The organism is Saccharopolyspora hirsuta, from assembly GCF_008630535.1.
GTDB lineage: Bacteria > Actinomycetota > Actinomycetes > Mycobacteriales > Pseudonocardiaceae > Saccharopolyspora > Saccharopolyspora hirsuta.
Map to the genome: position 1 here is coordinate 120127 of NZ_VWPH01000008.1, position 17167 is coordinate 137293.

Genomic DNA, 17167 nt, shown 5'->3' on the forward strand with positions numbered 1-17167 from the left:
GTGGCAGGATCTATAGGTGTGCTGCGCTGGATGACCGCTGGAGAATCGCACGGCCCCGCCCTGGTGGCGGTGCTGGAAGGCATGGTGGCCGGAGTCGAGGTGACCTCGACCGACATCGCGACCCAGTTGGAGCGCCGCAAGCTCGGCTTCGGTCGCAGCCCGCGGATGAACTTCGAGGCCGACGAGCTGGAGATCATCGGCGGCGTCCGGCACGGGCGCACCCAGGGCGGCCCGATCGCGGTCCGCATCGGCAACACCGAGTGGCCCAAGTGGGAGCAGGTGATGGCCGCCGACCCGGTCGACGAGGACGTGCTGTCCTCGCTGGCCCGCAACGCGCCCCTGACCCGCCCGCGCCCCGGCCACGCCGACCTCGCCGGGATGCAGAAGTACGGCTTCGACGAGGCCCGCCCGGTGCTGGAGCGGGCGAGCGCCCGCGAGACCGCGGCCCGCGTCGCCGTCGGCACGGTGGCCCGGCAGTTCCTGCGGCAGCTGCTCGGCGTGGAGATCGTCAGCCACGTGGTCAGCCTGGGCGGGGTGGACGCCGAGCACGACGTGCTGCCCGGTCCGGACGACCTGGCGGCCATCGACGAGAACCCGGTGCGCGCCTTCGGCGACGCCGCGACCGAGCGGATGATGGCCGAGGTCGAGGCGGCCAAGAAGGACGGCGACACGCTGGGCGGCGTGGTCGAGGTGATCGCCTACGGGCTGCCGCCGGGGATCGGCTCGCACGTGCACTGGGACCGCAAGCTCGACGCGCGGCTGGCCGGTGCGCTGATGAGCATCCAGGCGGTCAAGGGCGTGGAGATCGGCGAGGGCTTCGCCAACGCGCACCGCCGCGGCAGCGCCGCGCACGACGAGATCTTCCCCGACGAGGGCGCGAAGTGGGTCCGCCGCAGCAGCAACCGGGCCGGGGGCCTGGAGGGCGGCATCACCAACGGCGAGCCGCTGATCGTGCGCGCCGCCAAGAAGCCGATCTCCAGCCTGCCGCGCGCGCTGGCCACAGTGGACGTGGTGACCGGCGAACCGGCGCAGGCGATGCACCAGCGCTCGGACATCACCGCGGTGCCGCGCGCGGCGGTGGTCGCCGAGACGATGGTCGCGCTGGTGCTGGCCGAGGCCGCGCTGGAGAAGTTCGGCGGCGACTCGCTGCCGGAGACCCGGCGCAACGTCGAGGGCTACCTGGCTGGCCTGCGGGAACGGGCAGAGAAGCGGCAGGTGCGCTGATGGCGCCGCGGGCAGTGGTGATCGGCCCGCCGGGCGCGGGCAAGACGACGATCGGCCGACTGCTGGCGCAGCGGCTCGACGTCGCCTTCCGCGACACCGACGACGACGTGGTGCGCACCAGCGGCCGGGCCATCGCAGACATCTTCACCACCGACGGCGAACCGGCGTTCCGCGCGATGGAGGAAGCGGCCGTCGAGACCGCGCTGCGGGAGCACGACGGCGTGCTGGCGCTGGGCGGCGGCGCGGTGCTGTCCGAGCGGACCCGCGAACGCCTGGCCGGGCACCCGGTGGTGTTCCTGTCGGTCGGGCTCGCCGAGGGCGCCAAGCGCGTCGGGCTGTCCACCGCGCGTCCGCTGCTGGCCGGGGTGAACCCGCGCGCCACCTTCAAAGCGCTGCTCGACGCGCGGATGCCGATCTACCGCTCGGTGGCCGCGGTCGAGATCGACACCGACCACGTCGAGCCGGACGAGGTCGTGGCGCAGGTCGTGGCCGCGCTGTCCGCGCGCAGCGCCGCGTCCAGCTGACGCGCTTGCGCAGCTGAGCAGAATGAGTCGAAAGCCGTCTTCACCGAAGGGACGATGATGACCGAGCCGGTGCGGATCGGGGTTGCCAGCCAGCAGCCCTACGACGTGGTGGTCGGCCGGGGGTTGCTCGGCGAGCTCGTCGACTACCTGCGCGACGCATCGGTGGTGGCGCTGGTGCACCAGCCCACCATCACCGCGACCGTCGAGGCGGTGCGCGAGGAGCTGACCGAGGCCGGGGTGGACGCCCACCGGGTGGAGATCCCCGACGCCGAGGACGGCAAGAGCCTGCAGGTCGCCGGGTTCTGCTGGGGGGTGCTCGGCAAGATCGGCATGGACCGCAGCGGTGTCGTGGTGTCCTTCGGCGGCGGCGCGGTCACCGACGTCGCCGGGTTCGTGGCCGGTACCTGGATGCGCGGGGTGCGCGTGGTGCACGTGCCGACCACGCTGCTGGGCATGGTGGACGCCGCGGTCGGCGGCAAGACCGGCATCAACACCGACGCGGGCAAGAACCTCGTCGGGCTGTTCCACGAGCCGAGCCTGGTGCTGGCCGACCTGGCGACGCTGGAGGGCCTGCCGCGCAACGAGCTGATCGCGGGCATGGCCGAGGTCGTCAAGGCCGGGTTCATCGCGGACCCGGAGATCCTGCGGCTGATCGAGGCCGACCCGGAGGCGGCCACCGACCCGTCCGGCGAGGTGCTGGGCGAGCTGGTGCACCGGTCGATCCAGGTCAAGGCCGACGTGGTGGCCGCGGACCTGAAGGAGTCGCACCTGCGGGAGGTGCTCAACTACGGGCACACCCTGGCGCACGCCATCGAGCGGCGGGAGCGCTACCGGTGGCGGCACGGCGCCGCGGTCAGCGTGGGCCTGGTCTTCGCCGCTGAGCTGGCGCGGCTGGCCGGGCGGCTGGACGACGAGACCGCCGACCGGCACCGCCGGGTGCTGGACCTGCTGGGCCTGCCCACCAGCTACGACCCGGACGCCCTCGGCCAGCTGCTGGAGGCGATGCGGGTCGACAAGAAGAACCGATCCGGGGTGCTGCGGTTCGTGGTGCTGGACGGGTTGGCCAAGCCCGGTCGGCTGGAGGGCCCGGACCCGTCGCTGATCGCCGCCGCCTACTCGGCGGTGACCCGAGGCGAGGCCAAGTCCACGGGAGTGCTGCTGTGAAGGTGCTGGTGCTCAACGGCCCGAACCTCGGTCGGCTGGGCAAGCGGGAGCCCTCGGTCTACGGCAGCACCACCTACGCCGACTTGGTCGCGATGTGCGAGGCCGCGGGTGCGGAGCTGGGCGTCGAGGTCGAGGTGCGCCAGACCGACCACGAGGGCGAGATGGTCCAGTGGCTGCACGAGGCCGCCGACCAGAAGTGGCCGGTGGTGCTCAACGCCGGGGCCTGGACGCACTACTCGATCGCGGTTCGCGACGCGGCGGCGCAGCTCGAGGCGGAGCTGATCGAGCTGCACATCTCCAACGTGCACAAGCGCGAGGAGTTCCGGCACACCAGCTACCTGTCGGACATCTCCACCGCGGTGGTGGCCGGTCTCGGCGTCGCGGGCTACCCGCTGGCGATCCGCTGGCTGGCCGAGCGCGCGAGCGCGTAGGCGCTGGTGCGGGGGGGTGTTGCGCGGGGCGGCCGGGCTGCTCTGCGCGGTGCTGGTGGCCGGTTGCACGCAGGTGTCGGGAACGCCCGGCGCGCAATCGGGCGTCGAGTCGCGGGCCCAGCCGGGGCGATTACCCGTCGACCTGCAGGTCGGCCCCGAGCGCAGCAGCGGCGGCGTCGTGCTCTCGGGCGGCATGCCCGCGCCGTACAACTACGGGCCGACGGTGCTGCAGGACGGCGGGCAGTACCAGGTGTGGTGGTGCAGCCAGCTGCCAGGGATCGGCCCGCCCGGCGACGACGTCCTGCACGCCGCTTCGGGAAGTCTCGACGGGCCGTTCACCGCCTCCGGCGGAGCGCCCGCGGTCCCGGTCTTCTCCGGGCAGCCGGGCGGTTTCGACGGCATGCACACCTGCGACCCGTCGGTGTTGAGAGTGGACGGTCGCCACTACCTGTACTACACCGGCGCGGCGGGCGACGACCACGCGCACGGCAACTCCATCGGGGTGGCCAGCAGCGCCGACGGCCGGTCCTGGCGGCGCGAGGCCGGGGGAGCGCCGATCGTCACCCCGTCCGGCGAGGTGCACCGGGAGAACACCTACGGCGCGGGTCAGCCGTCGGCGCTGTACCTGGACGGCTGGTTCTACCTGATGTTCACCGACACCACGGCCGCCGGGGCGGGCTGGAACGGCGCCGGGCAGTTCGTGCTCCGGGCCCGCGACCCGGAGTTCCGCGACCAGGTCCAGGCGCTGACCGCGGAGGGGTTCCGCCCGGCCGGTGGGGCCCGAGCCCGCTCGGTGGTGGACGCCTTCAGCGCGGACTGGATGTGGGTACCGGCGCTGGACGCGTTCGCGATCGCCCACCAGACGGCGGACGGCACGTCGGTCACCTTCTGGAACCGCGACTTCACCGAGCACCCCTACTCCCCGGTGCTGATCCCCGGCCCCTGGCAGGAAGGACCGGGCCTGGCCCGCCGCCCCGACGGAACGGCCCCGGTGTCCACATCGGACCCCTGCGGCACGGTCCCGCTGGACGTCCTGCGAGCGACGGCGTTGTTGCCCGCACCGACCGACATCCGCCACTTCGGCGTCGACGTCACCGGCGTCGACGGCTGCGCCTCGCCGAAGCAGGCGGCAGCGGTCCTGAACGGCTTCGCGGTCCCGTCCCCGGAACGCACCGTGGACGTGGTGCACGACGGCGCGCGGGTCCGCATCGAACGCCGGTCGGTGGCGGAACTCCTGGTCACCCGAGTCCTGGACCGCCGAGTGCCCGCGGTGGCCGAACTGCCGGTGGTGGGAACGATCGAAACCGGGGCGAAGGCGCTGCGAGCCCCGAGCGGCGAGGTCGGCCTGGTGGACGTCGAGGGGCGACTGTGGACGGTCCCGCCGGAGGTGGCGGAGGCGAATGGATCGGCGGTCGTGGACGTGCCGGAGGCGGAGTGGGCGGCCTACCTGCGCGGTGGCGACCTGCGGCGGTGATCGTACTCGTGAGTGATAATGGTCGCTCTTGCGGCTTTTGCCGCTCACGAGGACAAAAGCACTGGTGGTGACCCGGGTATCGCTGCTGGGGGATCGGTGGTGGTACTCCGCGGGCTTGGCGAGGAGAGGTGCCGTTGGGCGGTGGGCTGGGTTTGGGTTCGAAGCGTCTCCGCAGGGAACTGAGGCTCCTAAGGTCAAGCCCCGCTCACTGCCCAACCGCATCCTTCGACACACCGGGGTGACCGGTTCCTACCGCCAAAGCACAAGCCCCACCACCGTCCGACCTAAGGACCGGCCTCAAGCCTCCTCCACGCCACGTTCGATCAGGTCCGCGACTTGGAGATCGGTGAGGAACATGTGCGCCGGTGCGTGGGTGATCGCCAGCTCCGGGCGCACTTCGGCCAGAACCGCTTGCGGCGTCACCCCGCACGCCCAGAACACCGGGACTTCGCCGTCCTGCAGGGGAAGCGCATCACCCCAGTCCGGGCGGGCCAGGTCGGTGATCCCGATCGCCTCCGGATCGCCGACGTGGACCGGAGCGCCGTGCGCGAACGGAAGCTCCCCGGTCACCTCGACGGCACGCGCAACTTCGGTCTCCCGGACCGCCCGCATCGACACCACGAGCGGCCCGCGGAACCGGCCGATCTCCTGGCAGCGCAGGGAAGTCCGGAAGATGGGCACGCCCTGGCCGAGGTCCAGGTGGCGCAACCGGACCCCGGCGGCGAGCAACCGCTCCTCGGCGCTGAAGCTGCACCCGAGCAGGAACGCCACCAGGTCGTCCCGCCATACCTCCCAAACATCGTCCACTTCGGACACCTCGCCGCTCCGGTGCACGTGGTACTTCGGCAGATCCGTGCGGAGGTCGGCGCCGGGGGCGATGCGGAGCCGGTCCGGGGCGTCGGCCACCTCCAGCAGCGGCAGCGGTTTCGGGTTCGCCCGGCAGAACTCGGCGAACTCGGTCGCCGAGTCGCGGGGCAGCACTACCAGGTTGGCCTGGACGTGCCCGGCGCACAGGCCGGTGGTGATCCGCGGCCAGCCGCCGCTGCGGATGACCTGCCGGGCGGTGGCGGGTGAGGTGTTCGCCGTGATCGCGTTCATCCGGTCTCCTCCGGTCAGGTGAGGTCGGCGTCGCGGGTCTCCGGGCCGCGCAGCGCGCCGATCGCGGCGAGGGCGCCGCCGAGGACGATCAGCGCGATCGGGGTGTACTCGTAGGGCATGAAGTTCGCCAGGCCGATCATGTAGAAGGCGTAGAAGCCGGGGACGATCACCGCGAGGCTGTAGCCGATGCCGTAGCCCGAGGCGCGCACCCCGGTGGCGAAGCGCTCGATGATGTAGGTGGACACGATGCCCCACGGCGACACCGTGAGCACCAGCGCGAGCGTCGCCCAGACCATCGTCGGCAGCACGCTGCTGCCGTCGGCGGCCGCCGCGGTCGCCGACCGGACCATCGTGGCGAACACGACCGGCACCAGCAGGACCGTCCAGACCCCGGACAGCACCAGCATCCGCCGCCTGCCGAAGCGCTGGCCGAGCTGTGCCATCACCAGGTACCCGGCGGCGACGAACACGTTGGCCACCAGCAGGCCGGTGTTCACCGCCGAGCTCGGCAGGCCGATGACCGCGGACAGCAGCGCCGGGGTGGCCGACAGGGTGGCCTGCACGGTGAACCACATCCCGGTCATCATCAGCAGAACCTGCAGCAGCTTCCGCCGGTGCTCGCCGGTGAGCAGCTCCTTCAGCGGCGACTTCCTCACCGCCGAGGTGCGCTGCTCCTGCTTGAACGCGTCGGACTCCTCGACCTTGCGGAAGTAGAGCAGGAACCACACCGACAGCGCGGCGCCGACGAAGAACGGGATGCGCCAGCCCCACTGCACGTAGGGGGAGTCGAGTCCCCCGGTCGGCGCGAACTGGAAGGTCAGCGCGACCACGAGGGAGATCGCGATGTAGCCCAGCGGGTAGGCCGCCGCGATGAGCCCGCCGACCAGGCCGCGCAGGCGCTTGGGGCTGGCCTCCATCGCCAGCGGGTTCGCGCTGGAGTACTCGCCGCCCATGAACACCCCGCCGACGAACCGCAGCAGCAGGACCAGCGCGATCGACAGCCAGCCGATCGTCGCGTACCCGGGCAGCAGGCCCATGAGCAGCGTGCACGTCCCGGCCCCGGCCACCGCGACGAGCGTGGCCCGGCGCCGCCCGGTGATGTCGGCGATGCGGCCGAAGACGATGGCACCCAGCGGGCGGCCGATCAGGGTGAGCGCGAGCGTGATGTAGGAGAGCGTGGCGGCGACGGCGGGCGCGGTGTCCGGCGGCTGGAAGTAGGCGATCGCGGGGGTGAGCGCGACGACCGGCAGGTAGATGTCGAAGTAGTCGACGAAGAAGCCGAAGCAGGCGCCCTTCACCGCGCGCTTCGCCGGTGGGGTCAGCCGCTGCTTGCCGGGATCGAGGGAGGTGGTGGCCATGAGGACTGCTCCTTGGCTCGGGGAGCGAGGTGCGCAGCTCGTTCTGGTGCTCCGGGCGGCTCGGAGCCGCTGCGGGAGCGTGCGCCGACTCTAGGAGTTCGTCTGACGATTCACAACACCCGAGACGCGGTCCGGTCGGGATTCGTCGGTCGACGTGTCTCCGCCGCGACACACCGGCGCGTGTCGGCCACCTGTCCGATTTCAATGGAAATCGGACCTCTGATTTCCATTGAAATCGCATCCTGTCCGTGGACCGCAGCTGCGAAGGGCGACCGGCACCGGTCGGCAGGTGTCGCACGCGCCGCAGGCGCATAACCCACCCTCGCAACCGGCACAGCCGCGGGTTCACGGTGCCCACCCCTCCGGGGTTCCTTCCGGCGAGGACGGCCCTGACGCCGTGTATCGGGTCATACATAAGTCAGGGCACCCGGAGTCCAGGCGGGCGCTGAGGTTCCGCTACCGGCACCGCCACTCAGAACGAGGTTGGAAAAACCTCAATGAAATCGCGGAGTTGGCGGGCGATCAGTCCACGAAGTGGTCCTGCAGGGCCCTCTCGGCGTCCACGAGGTAGGCGTCCAGCAGGTCCGCCGCGGCCTCGATGTCACCCGAGCCCAGCGCTTCGGCGATCTCGGCGTTGCGCTTCAGGAAGGCCGCGTGGAAGACCTGGGTGTCGCGCATGTGCGCGTAGGCGAGCCGGAACTCGGCGAGCACCTCGCTGACCAGCGCGTCCAGCCGCGGGCTCCCGGCCAGCGCGACGAGCGCCTCGTGGAACCGGATGCTGGCCGCCGCCACGGCGTCCCAGCGGCCCTGCTCGGCGGCCTCCCGGCCGTCCTTGATCGCGGCCCAGACCCGCCGCAGCCCGGCCGGGTGCAGGCTGCGGATGTGCCGCAGCGCAGCGCATTCGACGACGCGGCGGACCTCGTAGAGGTCGGCGACGTCCTGCCGGGTGAGCTGCCGGACGAACACGCCGCGGCTGAGCTCGTGGACCAGCAGGCGCTCCCGGATGAGCAGCCGGAACGCCTCCCGCAGGGTGCTCCGGGAGACCCCGTGCGCCTGCTTGACCCGCTCCTCGGACAGCCGCATGCCGGGCACCAGCTCGCCCGCGGCGATCTGGGTGCGCAGCGCGTCGGCCACCCGGCTGGCGGCGCCGCTGGAGTCGGTCACTCGGGGGTCCTCTCTGCCGTCCCAGGCCTCGATCTTACCCGGGAGTCCGGTCTTCGGCGGCCGATCGTCGGACGATCCGTTGCCAGATCGTCTGACGATTCCGTACGCTCCCGATGTCCCGGGCGCTGCAGTCGAACCGGAGGATTCCCATGACAGACCCACGTCCGCTGCGGGTCGGGGTGGACATCGGCGGCACCTTCACCGACATGGCCATCGTCGACGACGACGGGATCGTCGCCGTCGGCAAGACGCTCACCACGCACCGCGAACCGGCTGCCGCGGTGGAGGAGGTGCTGCGGCAGACCCTCGCGGAGCACCGGCTGGACCCCGCGGCCATCACCACCGTCGTGCACGGCACCACGCTGGTGACCAACGCCCTGATCGAGCGCCGGGGCGCGCGCACCGCGCTGCTGACCACCGAGGGCTTCCGCGACGTGGTCGAGATGGGCCGCGAGCACCGCTACGAGCTCTACGACCTCGGCCTCGAACTGCCCCGCCCGCTGGTGCCCCGGCACCTGCGGTTCGGGGTGCCGGAGCGGATGCGGGCCGACGGCGCGGTGCTGACCCCGCTGGACGTCGCCGCGGTGCGGCGGCTGGGCGTCGAGCTCGCCGCGGCCGGGGTGGAGGCGGTGGCCGTGTGCTTCCTGCACAGCCACACCAACGGCGCGCACGAGCGGCAGGCCCGGGACGTGCTCGCCGAGGTCGCCCCGCAGCTGCGGGTGGCGCTGTCCTGCGAGGTGAACCCGGAGATCCGCGAGTACGAGCGGAGCTCGACCACGCTGGCCAACGTCTACGTCCAGCAGCTGGTGGAGACCTACCTCGCCGACCTGCGGGAGCGGCTGCGCCGCTGCGGGGTGGGCACCGATCCGCTGATCATGCTGTCCAACGGGGGCGTCGCCGCGCTGGAGACGGCCCGGCGCTTCCCGATCCGGATGCTGGAGTCCGGGCCCGCGGGCGGGGCGCTGGGCGCGGTCGCCTTCGGCCGCACCGCCGGGCGCCCCGACCAGCTGGCCTTCGACATGGGCGGGACCACCGCCAAGCTCTGCGTGGTCGAGCGCGACCGGCCGCTGATCACCCACACCTTCGAGGTGGACCGGGTGTACCGGCTGCGCGCCGGGTCGGGCCTGCCGGTGCGCGCGCCGGTCATCGACATGATCGAGATCGGCACCGGCGGCGGGTCCGTCGCCCGGGTGGACCCGCTCGGGCTGATCACCGTCGGACCGGACTCGGCGGGGTCGGAGCCCGGTCCGGTCTGCTACGGCCGCGGCGGGACGCGGTGCACCGTGACCGACGCCGACGTCGTGCTCGGCTACCTCGACCCGGCCCGGTTCCTCGGCGGTGAGATGCACTTGGACGCCGCCGCGTCGGAGGCCGCGCTCAAGGAGCAGATCGCCGATCCGCTGGGCGTTTCCGTGGCGGAAGCGGCGTGGGGCGTGCACACGACGGCCAACGAGAACATGGCCAACGCGGCTCGCGTGCACGCCATCGAGCGGGGCCAGGACCCGGCGCGGCTGCCGGTCTTCGTCTCCGGTGGGAACGGGCCGCTGCACGGTCCGGGCGTGGCGCGGGCGCTGGGTGCGCCCGCGGTGGTCGCGCCCCCGGCGGCGGGGGTGCTCAGCGCACTCGGGTTCCTGTCCGCGCCGATGTCGATCGACATCGTCCGCTCGCGGCACGCGCTGCTGGGCGATCTCGACCTGGACGCGGCCGCCGCGCTGTTCGCCGAGATGGCGCGCGAGGGCACCGAAGTCCTGGTCGGCTCCGGGGTGTCCGAAGTGGACGTCCGGTGCGAGCGGGCGCTGGAGATGCGGTTCGTCGGGCAGGGCAGCGAGATCGAGGTGCCCGTCCCGCCGCCGGACGTGCCGGACTGGCGCGCGGCGGTGCTGGCCGCCTTCCGCGACCAGTACGCGCAGCGCTTCGGCACCGTCGCACCGACCGGCGTCGAGCCCGAGCTGCTCACCTGGCGGGTCACCGCCAGCGGTCCGCGCCCGCGCGCCCGGCTCGGATTCGACTCCACTTCGGACGGTTCGGGTGCGCTGCTCGGCCACCGCGACGCCTACTTCGCCCCGGGCGGATACGTGCCGACGGCGGTCTACGACCGCTACCGGCTGCGCCCCGGGACCGTGCTCGAAGGGCCAGCGCTGGTGGAGGAGCGGGAAGCGACCCTGCTCGTGCCGCCCGGCGCCCGGTGCGCGGTCGAAGCCGACAGCAGCATCGTCGTCGAGCTCAACCCCGGAGGTGCCCGATGAGCCAACGCGTCGACCCGGTGGTCGTCGGACTGGTCGCCAACCGGCTGCACTCGCTGCTCGACGAGCAGCAGGCCGCGCTGGTCAACACCGCGTTCAGCCCGGTGGTGCGGGAATCGCTGGACCTGGCCTGCGCGGTGTTCGACTCCGCGGGCGAGATGGTCGGGCAGTCCAGCGGCGGCACCCCCGGCCACATCAACGCGATGGCGACCGGGATGCGGCACATCGTCGCCGAGCACCCGCCGGAGTCCCTCGCCGACGGCGACGTGCTGATCACCAACGACCCGTGGATGACCTCCGGGCAGATCAACGACATCACGGTGGCCACCCCGGCGTTCCGCGACGGGCGGCTGATCGCGTGGTTCGCCAGCTGCTGCCACTCGCCCGACATCGGCGGGCGCATCCTGTCCGCCGCGGCGGCGGAGGTATTCGAGGAGGGGCTGCGGCTGCCGATCCTCAAGCTGCGCACCGCCGACGGTCCCGACCGCACGCTGGAACGGCTGATCCGGGCCAACGTGCGCACCCCGGACGAGACGATGGGCGACATCTACGCGCAGGTGGCCGCGAACCAGGTGGGCATCCGCAGCCTCGACCGGATGCTCGACGAGTTCGGGCTGGACGGCGTGGACCAGGTCGCCGCCGAGATCATGCGCCGCTCGGAGCAGGCGCTGCGCACCGCGCTGCGGGCCATCCCGGACGGCCGGTACTCGGCGAGCGCGGACTCCGACGGCTTCGACGGGGAGGCGATCCACCTCGCGGTGACCGCCGAGGTCTCCGGCGACACCGTCCACATCGACTACTCGGGCTCGTCGCCGCAGTCCCCGCACGGCATCAACGTGGTGCTCAACTACACGCGCGCCTACACCTCGTTCGCGATCAAGGCCGCGCTGGCCCCGGAGGTGCCGCACAACGCCGGGTCGTTCCGCCCGGTGGAGGTGACCGCGCCGCGCGGTTCGGTGCTCAACTGCGTCGACCCGGCACCGGTGGCGTCCCGGCACCTGATCGGGCACTTCCTGCCCAGCCTGCTGTTCGAGGCGCTGCGACCGGCGGTTCCCGGCGGGCTGCCCGCGATGAGCGCGGACGCGCTGTGGATGACGGTGTGGCGGGGCGGCGGGATCGACGAGCCGCGACCGTTCACGCTCACCGTCTTCGGCGCCGGTGGCACCGGGGCGCGGCCGGACAAGGACGGGCTGAGCACCACCGGCTTCCCGACCGGCGTCCGCGCCGCGCCCACCGAGGTGCTGGAGACCCTGACGCCGCTGGTGCAGCGGTGCCGCGAGCTGCGGCCGGATTCCGGTGGTGCGGGGCGGTTCCGCGGCGGGCTGGGGCAGGTGGTGGAGGTCACCCGGCACGGCGGGCACGAGTGGACCGTCAACGCCAACATCGACCGGGTGGACTTCCCCGCGCCGGGGGCGGAATCCGGTTCGGCCGGGGCGCCCGGCGAGTTCGCCGACGTCCGCACCGGCGCGGACCTGCCGCGCAAGCAGCTGGTCCGGCTCGCCCCGGATGCCGTGGTGCGGCTGCGCTTCCCGGGCGGCGGGGGCTACGGCGATCCCCGCGCGCGGCCGGTCGAGAAGGTGCTCGACGACGTGGTCAACGGCTACATCAGCATCGCCGCGGCCCGGGACGAGTACGGCGTCGACGTCGAGTACACAGGTGACCCCGACGCGCTCGTGCGGCCACCGGAGTCCTACCGCGTGCGGTCGGCCTCGCCGCGCCGATCCGGTGGTTGACCGGATTTCAGCGCAACCTTTCCGCGCACCGGGCGTCTACTGATCGGAAGACGGTGCAAGGAGAGGTGGGAACGATGATGAGGGCGAAGTTCCTCGCGGTCACGGCGGCGGCGCTGGCGGTCGGGTTGACCGCGTGCAGCCCCGGCGGGTCGGGCGAGCAGAGCACGGTGAACAACGCCCTGCCGCCGACCGTCCAGGAGGATTCCGGTACCAGCGCGGTGGATTCGCCGGTGGGGGAGGCCCAGGGGACGACCGGCGAGGGGTCGACCACGAGCGCTGCCCTGCAGCAGAACGGGCGCACCGGCGATCCGTTGTGCAAGGCCGCCGATCTCAAGCTGTCCTTCGGCGAGAGCGACGGGGCCGCCGGGAGCACCTACCAGCCGCTGATCTTCACCAACTCCAGCGACCGCTCGTGCGTGCTCCAGGGCTTCCCCGGGGTGTCCTACGTCGGCGGGGAGGACGGCCACCAGATCGGCGAGGCCGCGTTCCGCGAGGGCAAGAAGGGCGAGGAGATCAACCTGGAGCCGGGCGGCAAGGCCTCGGCGATGATCAAGTACACCACCGTGGAGAACTACGACTCCGGCGAGTGCCGGATGGAGCCCGCCAAGGGCCTGCGGATCTACCCGCCGCAGGAGACCGCCTCGATGTTCATCCCGTTCGAGCACGAGCGGAACGGCTGCGCGGGCAACGGGATCCCCGGTCACCAGCTCACGGTGCAGACCATCCAGGCCGGTGTCACCCAGTGAGATTTCATTGAGGTTTTCCAGCCTCGTATTGCGCGGCGGTGCCTGGTGACGGAACCTCAGCGCCCGCCTGGACTCCGGGCGACCAACTTGATGTATGGCTGATACACGGCAGTTGGGCCGTCCTCGCCAGGCGAACGCTGAGAACCTGTGGCGGTGCCGGTTGCGAGGGGGGGTATGCACGTGCGACACCTGCCGATCGGTGCCGGTCGTCCTCCGCGGCTGCGGTCCGCGGACAGGATGAACAAGTTCAATGGAAATCGGACCTCTGATTTCCATTGAAATCGTGGGGATCGTGCACAGGCGTCGGCGTGTCGGGGGCGATGCTTCCGCGGGAGGCACAGTTTCAACTGAAACTGCAGTCCCCGTGCGTGGGGGACCGCAGTTTCAACTGAAACTGCGGTCGGGGTGGGCGCCGGGGGCGGTCAGGAGCGGAAGGTGCGGCGGTAGGTGGCCGGGCTGGTGCCGAGCCGGTGGCGGAGGTGCTTGCGCAGCGAGGCCGCGGTGCTCAGCCCGGCCCGCTCGGCGACCGCGTCGATCGGCAGGTCGGTGGATTCCAGCAGGTAGCGGGCGTGCTCCAGGCGTTGCTGGAGCAGCCAGTCCATCGGGCTGGTGCCGGTCTCGTCCCGGAACCGGCGGGTGAAGGTCCGCACGCTGGTCCCGGCGTGCGCGGCGATCTGATCGAGCGTCAGCGGCTCGGCGAGGTGCTCCAGCAGCCAGGAGCGGGTCGCCGCGGTGCCGTTGCCGGACGGGGCGGGCACCGGACGCTCGATGTACTGGGCCTGGCCGCCCTCCCGCCACGGCGGCACCACGCTGGAGCGGGCCGCGCGGTTGGCCACCTCGCTGCCGTGGTCGCGGCGGATCACGTGCAGGCACAGGTCGATCCCGGCGGCCACCCCGGCCGAGGTGAGCACGTCGCCGTCGTCGACGAACAGCACGTCCGGGTCCAGGTCCACCTTCGGGTACAGGCGGCGGAAGTCGTCCGCGTACTTCCAGTGCGTGGTGGCCGGGCGGCCGTCGAGCATGCCCGTCGCGGCGAGCACGAACGCGCCGGTGCAGATCGACATGATCCGGGTGCGGGCGGGCAGCCCGGCCAGGTAGTCGGCCAGCTGCGGGTCGAGGCTGCCGTCGGTGCGCGGCCCCTCGAGGTGGGTGCCGGGGATGACCAGCGTGTCCGGCGCGGTCAGGAAGTCCGGGTCGGCCCCGGGCAGGATGGCGAAACCCCTGGTGGTGGGGATGGGGCCGCCGTCGAAGCTGCACACCTGGACGTCGTAGAGCGGGATGCCGTCCTCGTCGCGGGCGCCGACGAAGATCTGCGACGGGATCACCAGGTCGAAGCCGATGACGTCCGGCAGTCCCAGGACGGCGATGCGGTGCTGAGCGGTGGCCATGGCCGGATCTTCTCACATATTGTCCCTCCGGCCACTGGTTCGGCGTCGTCGTCTTGGCGACGCTGGTCGGGTGATCAGCACTGTCTCCGCGCGGCGCGTCCACCCGGCGTGGTGGATCGCGGCCGTCGCCTTCGTCGCCCTGGTGGGTGCCGCTGCGTTCCGGTCGGTGCCCGGCGTGTTCATGAATCCGCTGCACGAGGAGTTCGGCTGGCCGCACAGCGTCATCTCGGCCGCGGTCTCGCTGAACCTGCTGCTCTACGGGCTGACCGCGCCGTTCGCCGCGGCGCTGATGGTCCGCTTCGGCATCCGGCGGGTCACGGTGGCCGCGCTGGCGCTGGTCGCGGCGGGCAGCGGGCTCACCGTGTTCATGACGGCCAGCTGGCAGCTGGTGATCTGCTGGGGGCTGCTGGTCGGCCTGGGCACCGGGTCGATGGCGCTGGCCTTCGTGTCCACTGTGGTCGACCGGTGGTTCGTGGCGCGGCGCGGCCTGGTCAGCGGGGTGCTGACCGCGGGCAGCGCGACCGGCCAGCTGGTGTTCCTGCCGCTGGCGGCGGTCCTGGTCGAGCAGCTCGGCTGGCGGGTCGCCTCGCTGACCATCGCCGCCACGGCGCTGCTGGTCGCCCTGCTGGTGTGGCTGGTGATGCGCGAATACCCCGCCAGCGCGGGGACGACCGCTTACGGCGCGACCGGGGACGAGCCGGAACCCGCGCGCGTGACCGGAAATCCGGCCGCCGCCGCCCTGCGCGCGCTGCGCGACGCCGCCCGCACGCCTGCTTTCTGGTTGCTGGCCGGTGGTTTCGCGATCTGCGGGGCGAGCACGAACGGACTGGTCAACACGCACTTCGTGCCCGCCGCGCACGACCACGGGATGCCGACCACCACCGCCGCCGGGCTGCTGGCCGTGATCGGCGTGTTCGACGTGGCGGGCACCGTGCTGTCCGGCTGGCTCACCGACAAGGTCAACCCGCGGCTGCTGCTGGCCATCTACTACACGTTGCGCGGCATCTCGCTGTTCGTGCTGCCGCAGCTGTTCGCGCCCTCGGTGGGGGCGGAGATGGTCCTGTTCGTGGTGTTCTACGGGCTGGACTGGGTGGCCACCGTGCCCCCGACGATGGCGCTGTGCCGGGAGCACTTCGGCCCGCGCGCGTCGGTGGTGTTCGGCTGGGTCTTCGCCTCCCACCAGATCGGCGCGGCGGCCATCGCCAGCATCGCGGGCGTGGTGCGCGACCAGTTCGGCGACTACGCCGCGGCCTGGTACGGCGCGGGCCTGCTGTGCCTGCTGGCGACGGCCTTCTCGGTGTCGATCCGGCGCCGCGCGCCGGAGCGGGTCACCACGGGGTCAGCGTCACGGTGATGGAGGTCGGCGCGTTGTCCTGGACGTAGGAGGCGAACCCGGCCACGTCGTCGAAGGCGAAGCCGTAGGCCTTGCCGTCCTCGGTGTTCTCGTGCATCACCTTCGAGTAGTGGTTGGTGATGTCGTGCCGGTAGAAGGTGGCCGGGTCGGTGCCCGGCTGGTCGGCCGAGTCCAGCAGGATCGAGCGGTTGAAGCCCGCCCCGAGGATCGCCGCGACCGGCCCGGTGATCCCGTCGTTCGGGGCGGCCAGCGCGCCGTCGCAGAACAGCACGTCCCGCGTGGACGGGCGGCCGATGGGCTGCACGCCGCCGTCGAAGTTGAAGGTGTCGCCGGAGACCTGGCCGGTGAAGACCTTGCCGTTGTCGGTGTCCACCCGCAGCTGGGTGCCCTGGTACTTGGACCAGACCTCGTCGATGTAGGCGTCGTAGTAGGTGTCCGGGAACTTGCCGAGGTCCAGCCCGTGGCCGGGCGCGATCACCCGCAGGTCGTCCTGGCGCAGCCCGGCGAAGTCGGGGTGCTCGGCGACGCCGGTGAGGATCCGCTCCCGGCCGCCGGCGGGCACCGTGCCGGTGGTCTGGTCGGCGGCGCCCTGCAGGTGGATGGACAGCGGCACGCTGAACATGTCGACCATCGTGGTGTTGCAGTACATCCCGTCGGCCTTGAGGGTGAACTCCACGGTGTCGTGCAGGATCCCGTAGTTCGGGTCGCTGTCCACCCAGCCCGCCGGGTACTGCAGCGCGGGCTTGCCGTCGCCGCCGGTGACGACCTTGAACTTCAGCTTGTCGCCGAGGGCGAAGTAGATCCGACCGGACATGCTCGGCAGGTTCAGCGCGGTGTCGCCGCTGCCCTGCAGCGGGATGGCGTAGTCGGCGAAGCCGTCGGAACCGTTGTCGGACTCCGAGACCGGCACCAGCTGCCCCTCCGGCGTGACCCGGGACTGCTCGCCGGTGTCGAGGTTGACGCCGACGACGTAGACGTGGATGGAGGCGTTGTCGAACTGCCCGCTCCGGTTGACGATCGTCAGCGGCAGCGGGACGTCCGGCGCGCGGCGACCGCCCAGCGCGAACGCGGGCGAGGTGGCCAGGCCGCCGAGGGCGGGCACGGCGAGGGCGGCGGCGGAAACACCGCCGAGGAAGGACCTTCTGCTGAGCACGGCGCATCCCTTCGGTCGGAATCGGTTCGGAGGGCCACAATTCTGGGGACGCCCCCACCAACGCCCGCTGCGCCGAACCGCCGCCGACCCCTGCTCGAAACGGCCCAACCGGC

14 protein-coding genes are annotated in these 17167 nt (G+C 72.1%); 9 read left to right on the forward strand and 5 right to left on the reverse strand.

Translation table 11 applies throughout. From position 1 onward, the window contains the following. The first annotated feature begins 18 nt into the window (after window positions 1-18). Genes aroC through F1721_RS18705 form a run of 5 tightly spaced genes read left to right on the forward strand, consistent with a single transcriptional unit; the run spans window position 19 to window position 4817 of the window. Complete coding sequence (gene aroC / locus F1721_RS18685; protein ID WP_150068002.1) at window positions 19-1224, forward strand: chorismate synthase; 1206 nt, start codon at window positions 19-21, stop codon at window positions 1222-1224. Next, a complete protein-coding gene (locus F1721_RS18690; RefSeq protein WP_150068003.1) occupies window positions 1224-1748 on the forward strand; it encodes a shikimate kinase in 525 nt (174 codons plus the stop codon). The genes aroC and F1721_RS18690 overlap by 1 nt, the downstream gene beginning before the upstream one ends. A gap of 57 nt (window positions 1749-1805) precedes the next feature. Further along, complete coding sequence (aroB, locus tag F1721_RS18695; protein ID WP_150068235.1) at window positions 1806-2912, forward strand: 3-dehydroquinate synthase; 1107 nt, start codon at window positions 1806-1808, stop codon at window positions 2910-2912. After that, window positions 2909-3343 (forward strand): type II 3-dehydroquinate dehydratase, encoded by a 435-nt coding sequence (gene aroQ / locus F1721_RS18700; protein ID WP_150068004.1) that lies wholly within the window; start codon window positions 2909-2911, stop codon window positions 3341-3343. Before aroB ends, aroQ begins: the two co-directional genes overlap by 4 nt. A 19-nt stretch (window positions 3344-3362) precedes the next feature. Then, a complete protein-coding gene (locus tag F1721_RS18705; protein ID WP_150068236.1) occupies window positions 3363-4817 on the forward strand; it encodes a glycoside hydrolase family protein in 1455 nt (484 codons plus the stop codon). 297 nt (window positions 4818-5114) lie between these two features. On the opposite strand, the gene F1721_RS18710 is transcribed toward F1721_RS18705, so the two are convergent. The 3 genes from F1721_RS18710 to F1721_RS18720 all read right to left on the reverse strand — a co-directional run bounded on the left by F1721_RS18710 (window position 5115) and on the right by F1721_RS18720 (window position 8437). After that, window positions 5115-5915 carry a putative hydro-lyase gene (locus F1721_RS18710; protein WP_150068005.1) on the reverse strand — a complete coding sequence of 267 codons (801 nt, stop codon included), beginning with the start codon at window positions 5913-5915 and terminating at the stop codon, window positions 5115-5117. Window positions 5916-5929: 14 nt separating this feature from the next. Continuing rightward, window positions 5930-7273 carry an MFS transporter gene (locus tag F1721_RS18715; RefSeq protein ID WP_150068006.1) on the reverse strand — a complete coding sequence of 448 codons (1344 nt, stop codon included), beginning with the start codon at window positions 7271-7273 and terminating at the stop codon, window positions 5930-5932. Between the two features lie 522 nt (window positions 7274-7795). After that, window positions 7796-8437 (reverse strand): GntR family transcriptional regulator, encoded by a 642-nt coding sequence (locus tag F1721_RS18720; protein ID WP_246155126.1) that lies wholly within the window; start codon window positions 8435-8437, stop codon window positions 7796-7798. A 149-nt stretch (window positions 8438-8586) separates the two neighbouring features. Between F1721_RS18720 and F1721_RS18725 the strand changes: the two genes are divergently transcribed. The 3 genes from F1721_RS18725 (at window position 8587) to F1721_RS18735 (ending at window position 13159) form a co-directional block, all read left to right on the forward strand. After that, a complete protein-coding gene (locus F1721_RS18725; RefSeq protein WP_150068007.1) occupies window positions 8587-10683 on the forward strand; it encodes a hydantoinase/oxoprolinase family protein in 2097 nt (698 codons plus the stop codon). Next, a complete protein-coding gene (locus F1721_RS18730) occupies window positions 10680-12413 on the forward strand; it encodes a hydantoinase B/oxoprolinase family protein (protein WP_150068008.1) in 1734 nt (577 codons plus the stop codon). The genes F1721_RS18725 and F1721_RS18730 overlap by 4 nt, the downstream gene beginning before the upstream one ends. 74 nt (window positions 12414-12487) lie before the next feature. After that, a complete protein-coding gene (locus F1721_RS18735; RefSeq protein WP_246155128.1) occupies window positions 12488-13159 on the forward strand; it encodes a DUF4232 domain-containing protein in 672 nt (223 codons plus the stop codon). Between the two features lie 422 nt (window positions 13160-13581). Here F1721_RS18735 and F1721_RS18740 read toward each other — a convergent pair whose 3' ends face one another. Next, window positions 13582-14547, reverse strand: a complete 966-nt coding sequence (locus tag F1721_RS18740; RefSeq protein ID WP_150068009.1) for a GlxA family transcriptional regulator — start codon at window positions 14545-14547, stop codon at window positions 13582-13584. Here F1721_RS18740 and F1721_RS18745 point away from each other — a divergent pair. Further along, complete coding sequence (locus F1721_RS18745; RefSeq protein ID WP_150068238.1) at window positions 14546-15901, forward strand: MFS transporter; 1356 nt, start codon at window positions 14546-14548, stop codon at window positions 15899-15901. The genes F1721_RS18740 and F1721_RS18745 overlap by 2 nt on opposite strands. On the opposite strand, the gene F1721_RS18750 is transcribed toward F1721_RS18745, so the two are convergent. Further along, complete coding sequence (locus F1721_RS18750; protein WP_211840523.1) at window positions 15876-17054, reverse strand: beta-1,3-glucanase family protein; 1179 nt, start codon at window positions 17052-17054, stop codon at window positions 15876-15878. The genes F1721_RS18745 and F1721_RS18750 overlap by 26 nt on opposite strands. Window positions 17055-17167 lie beyond the last annotated feature (113 nt).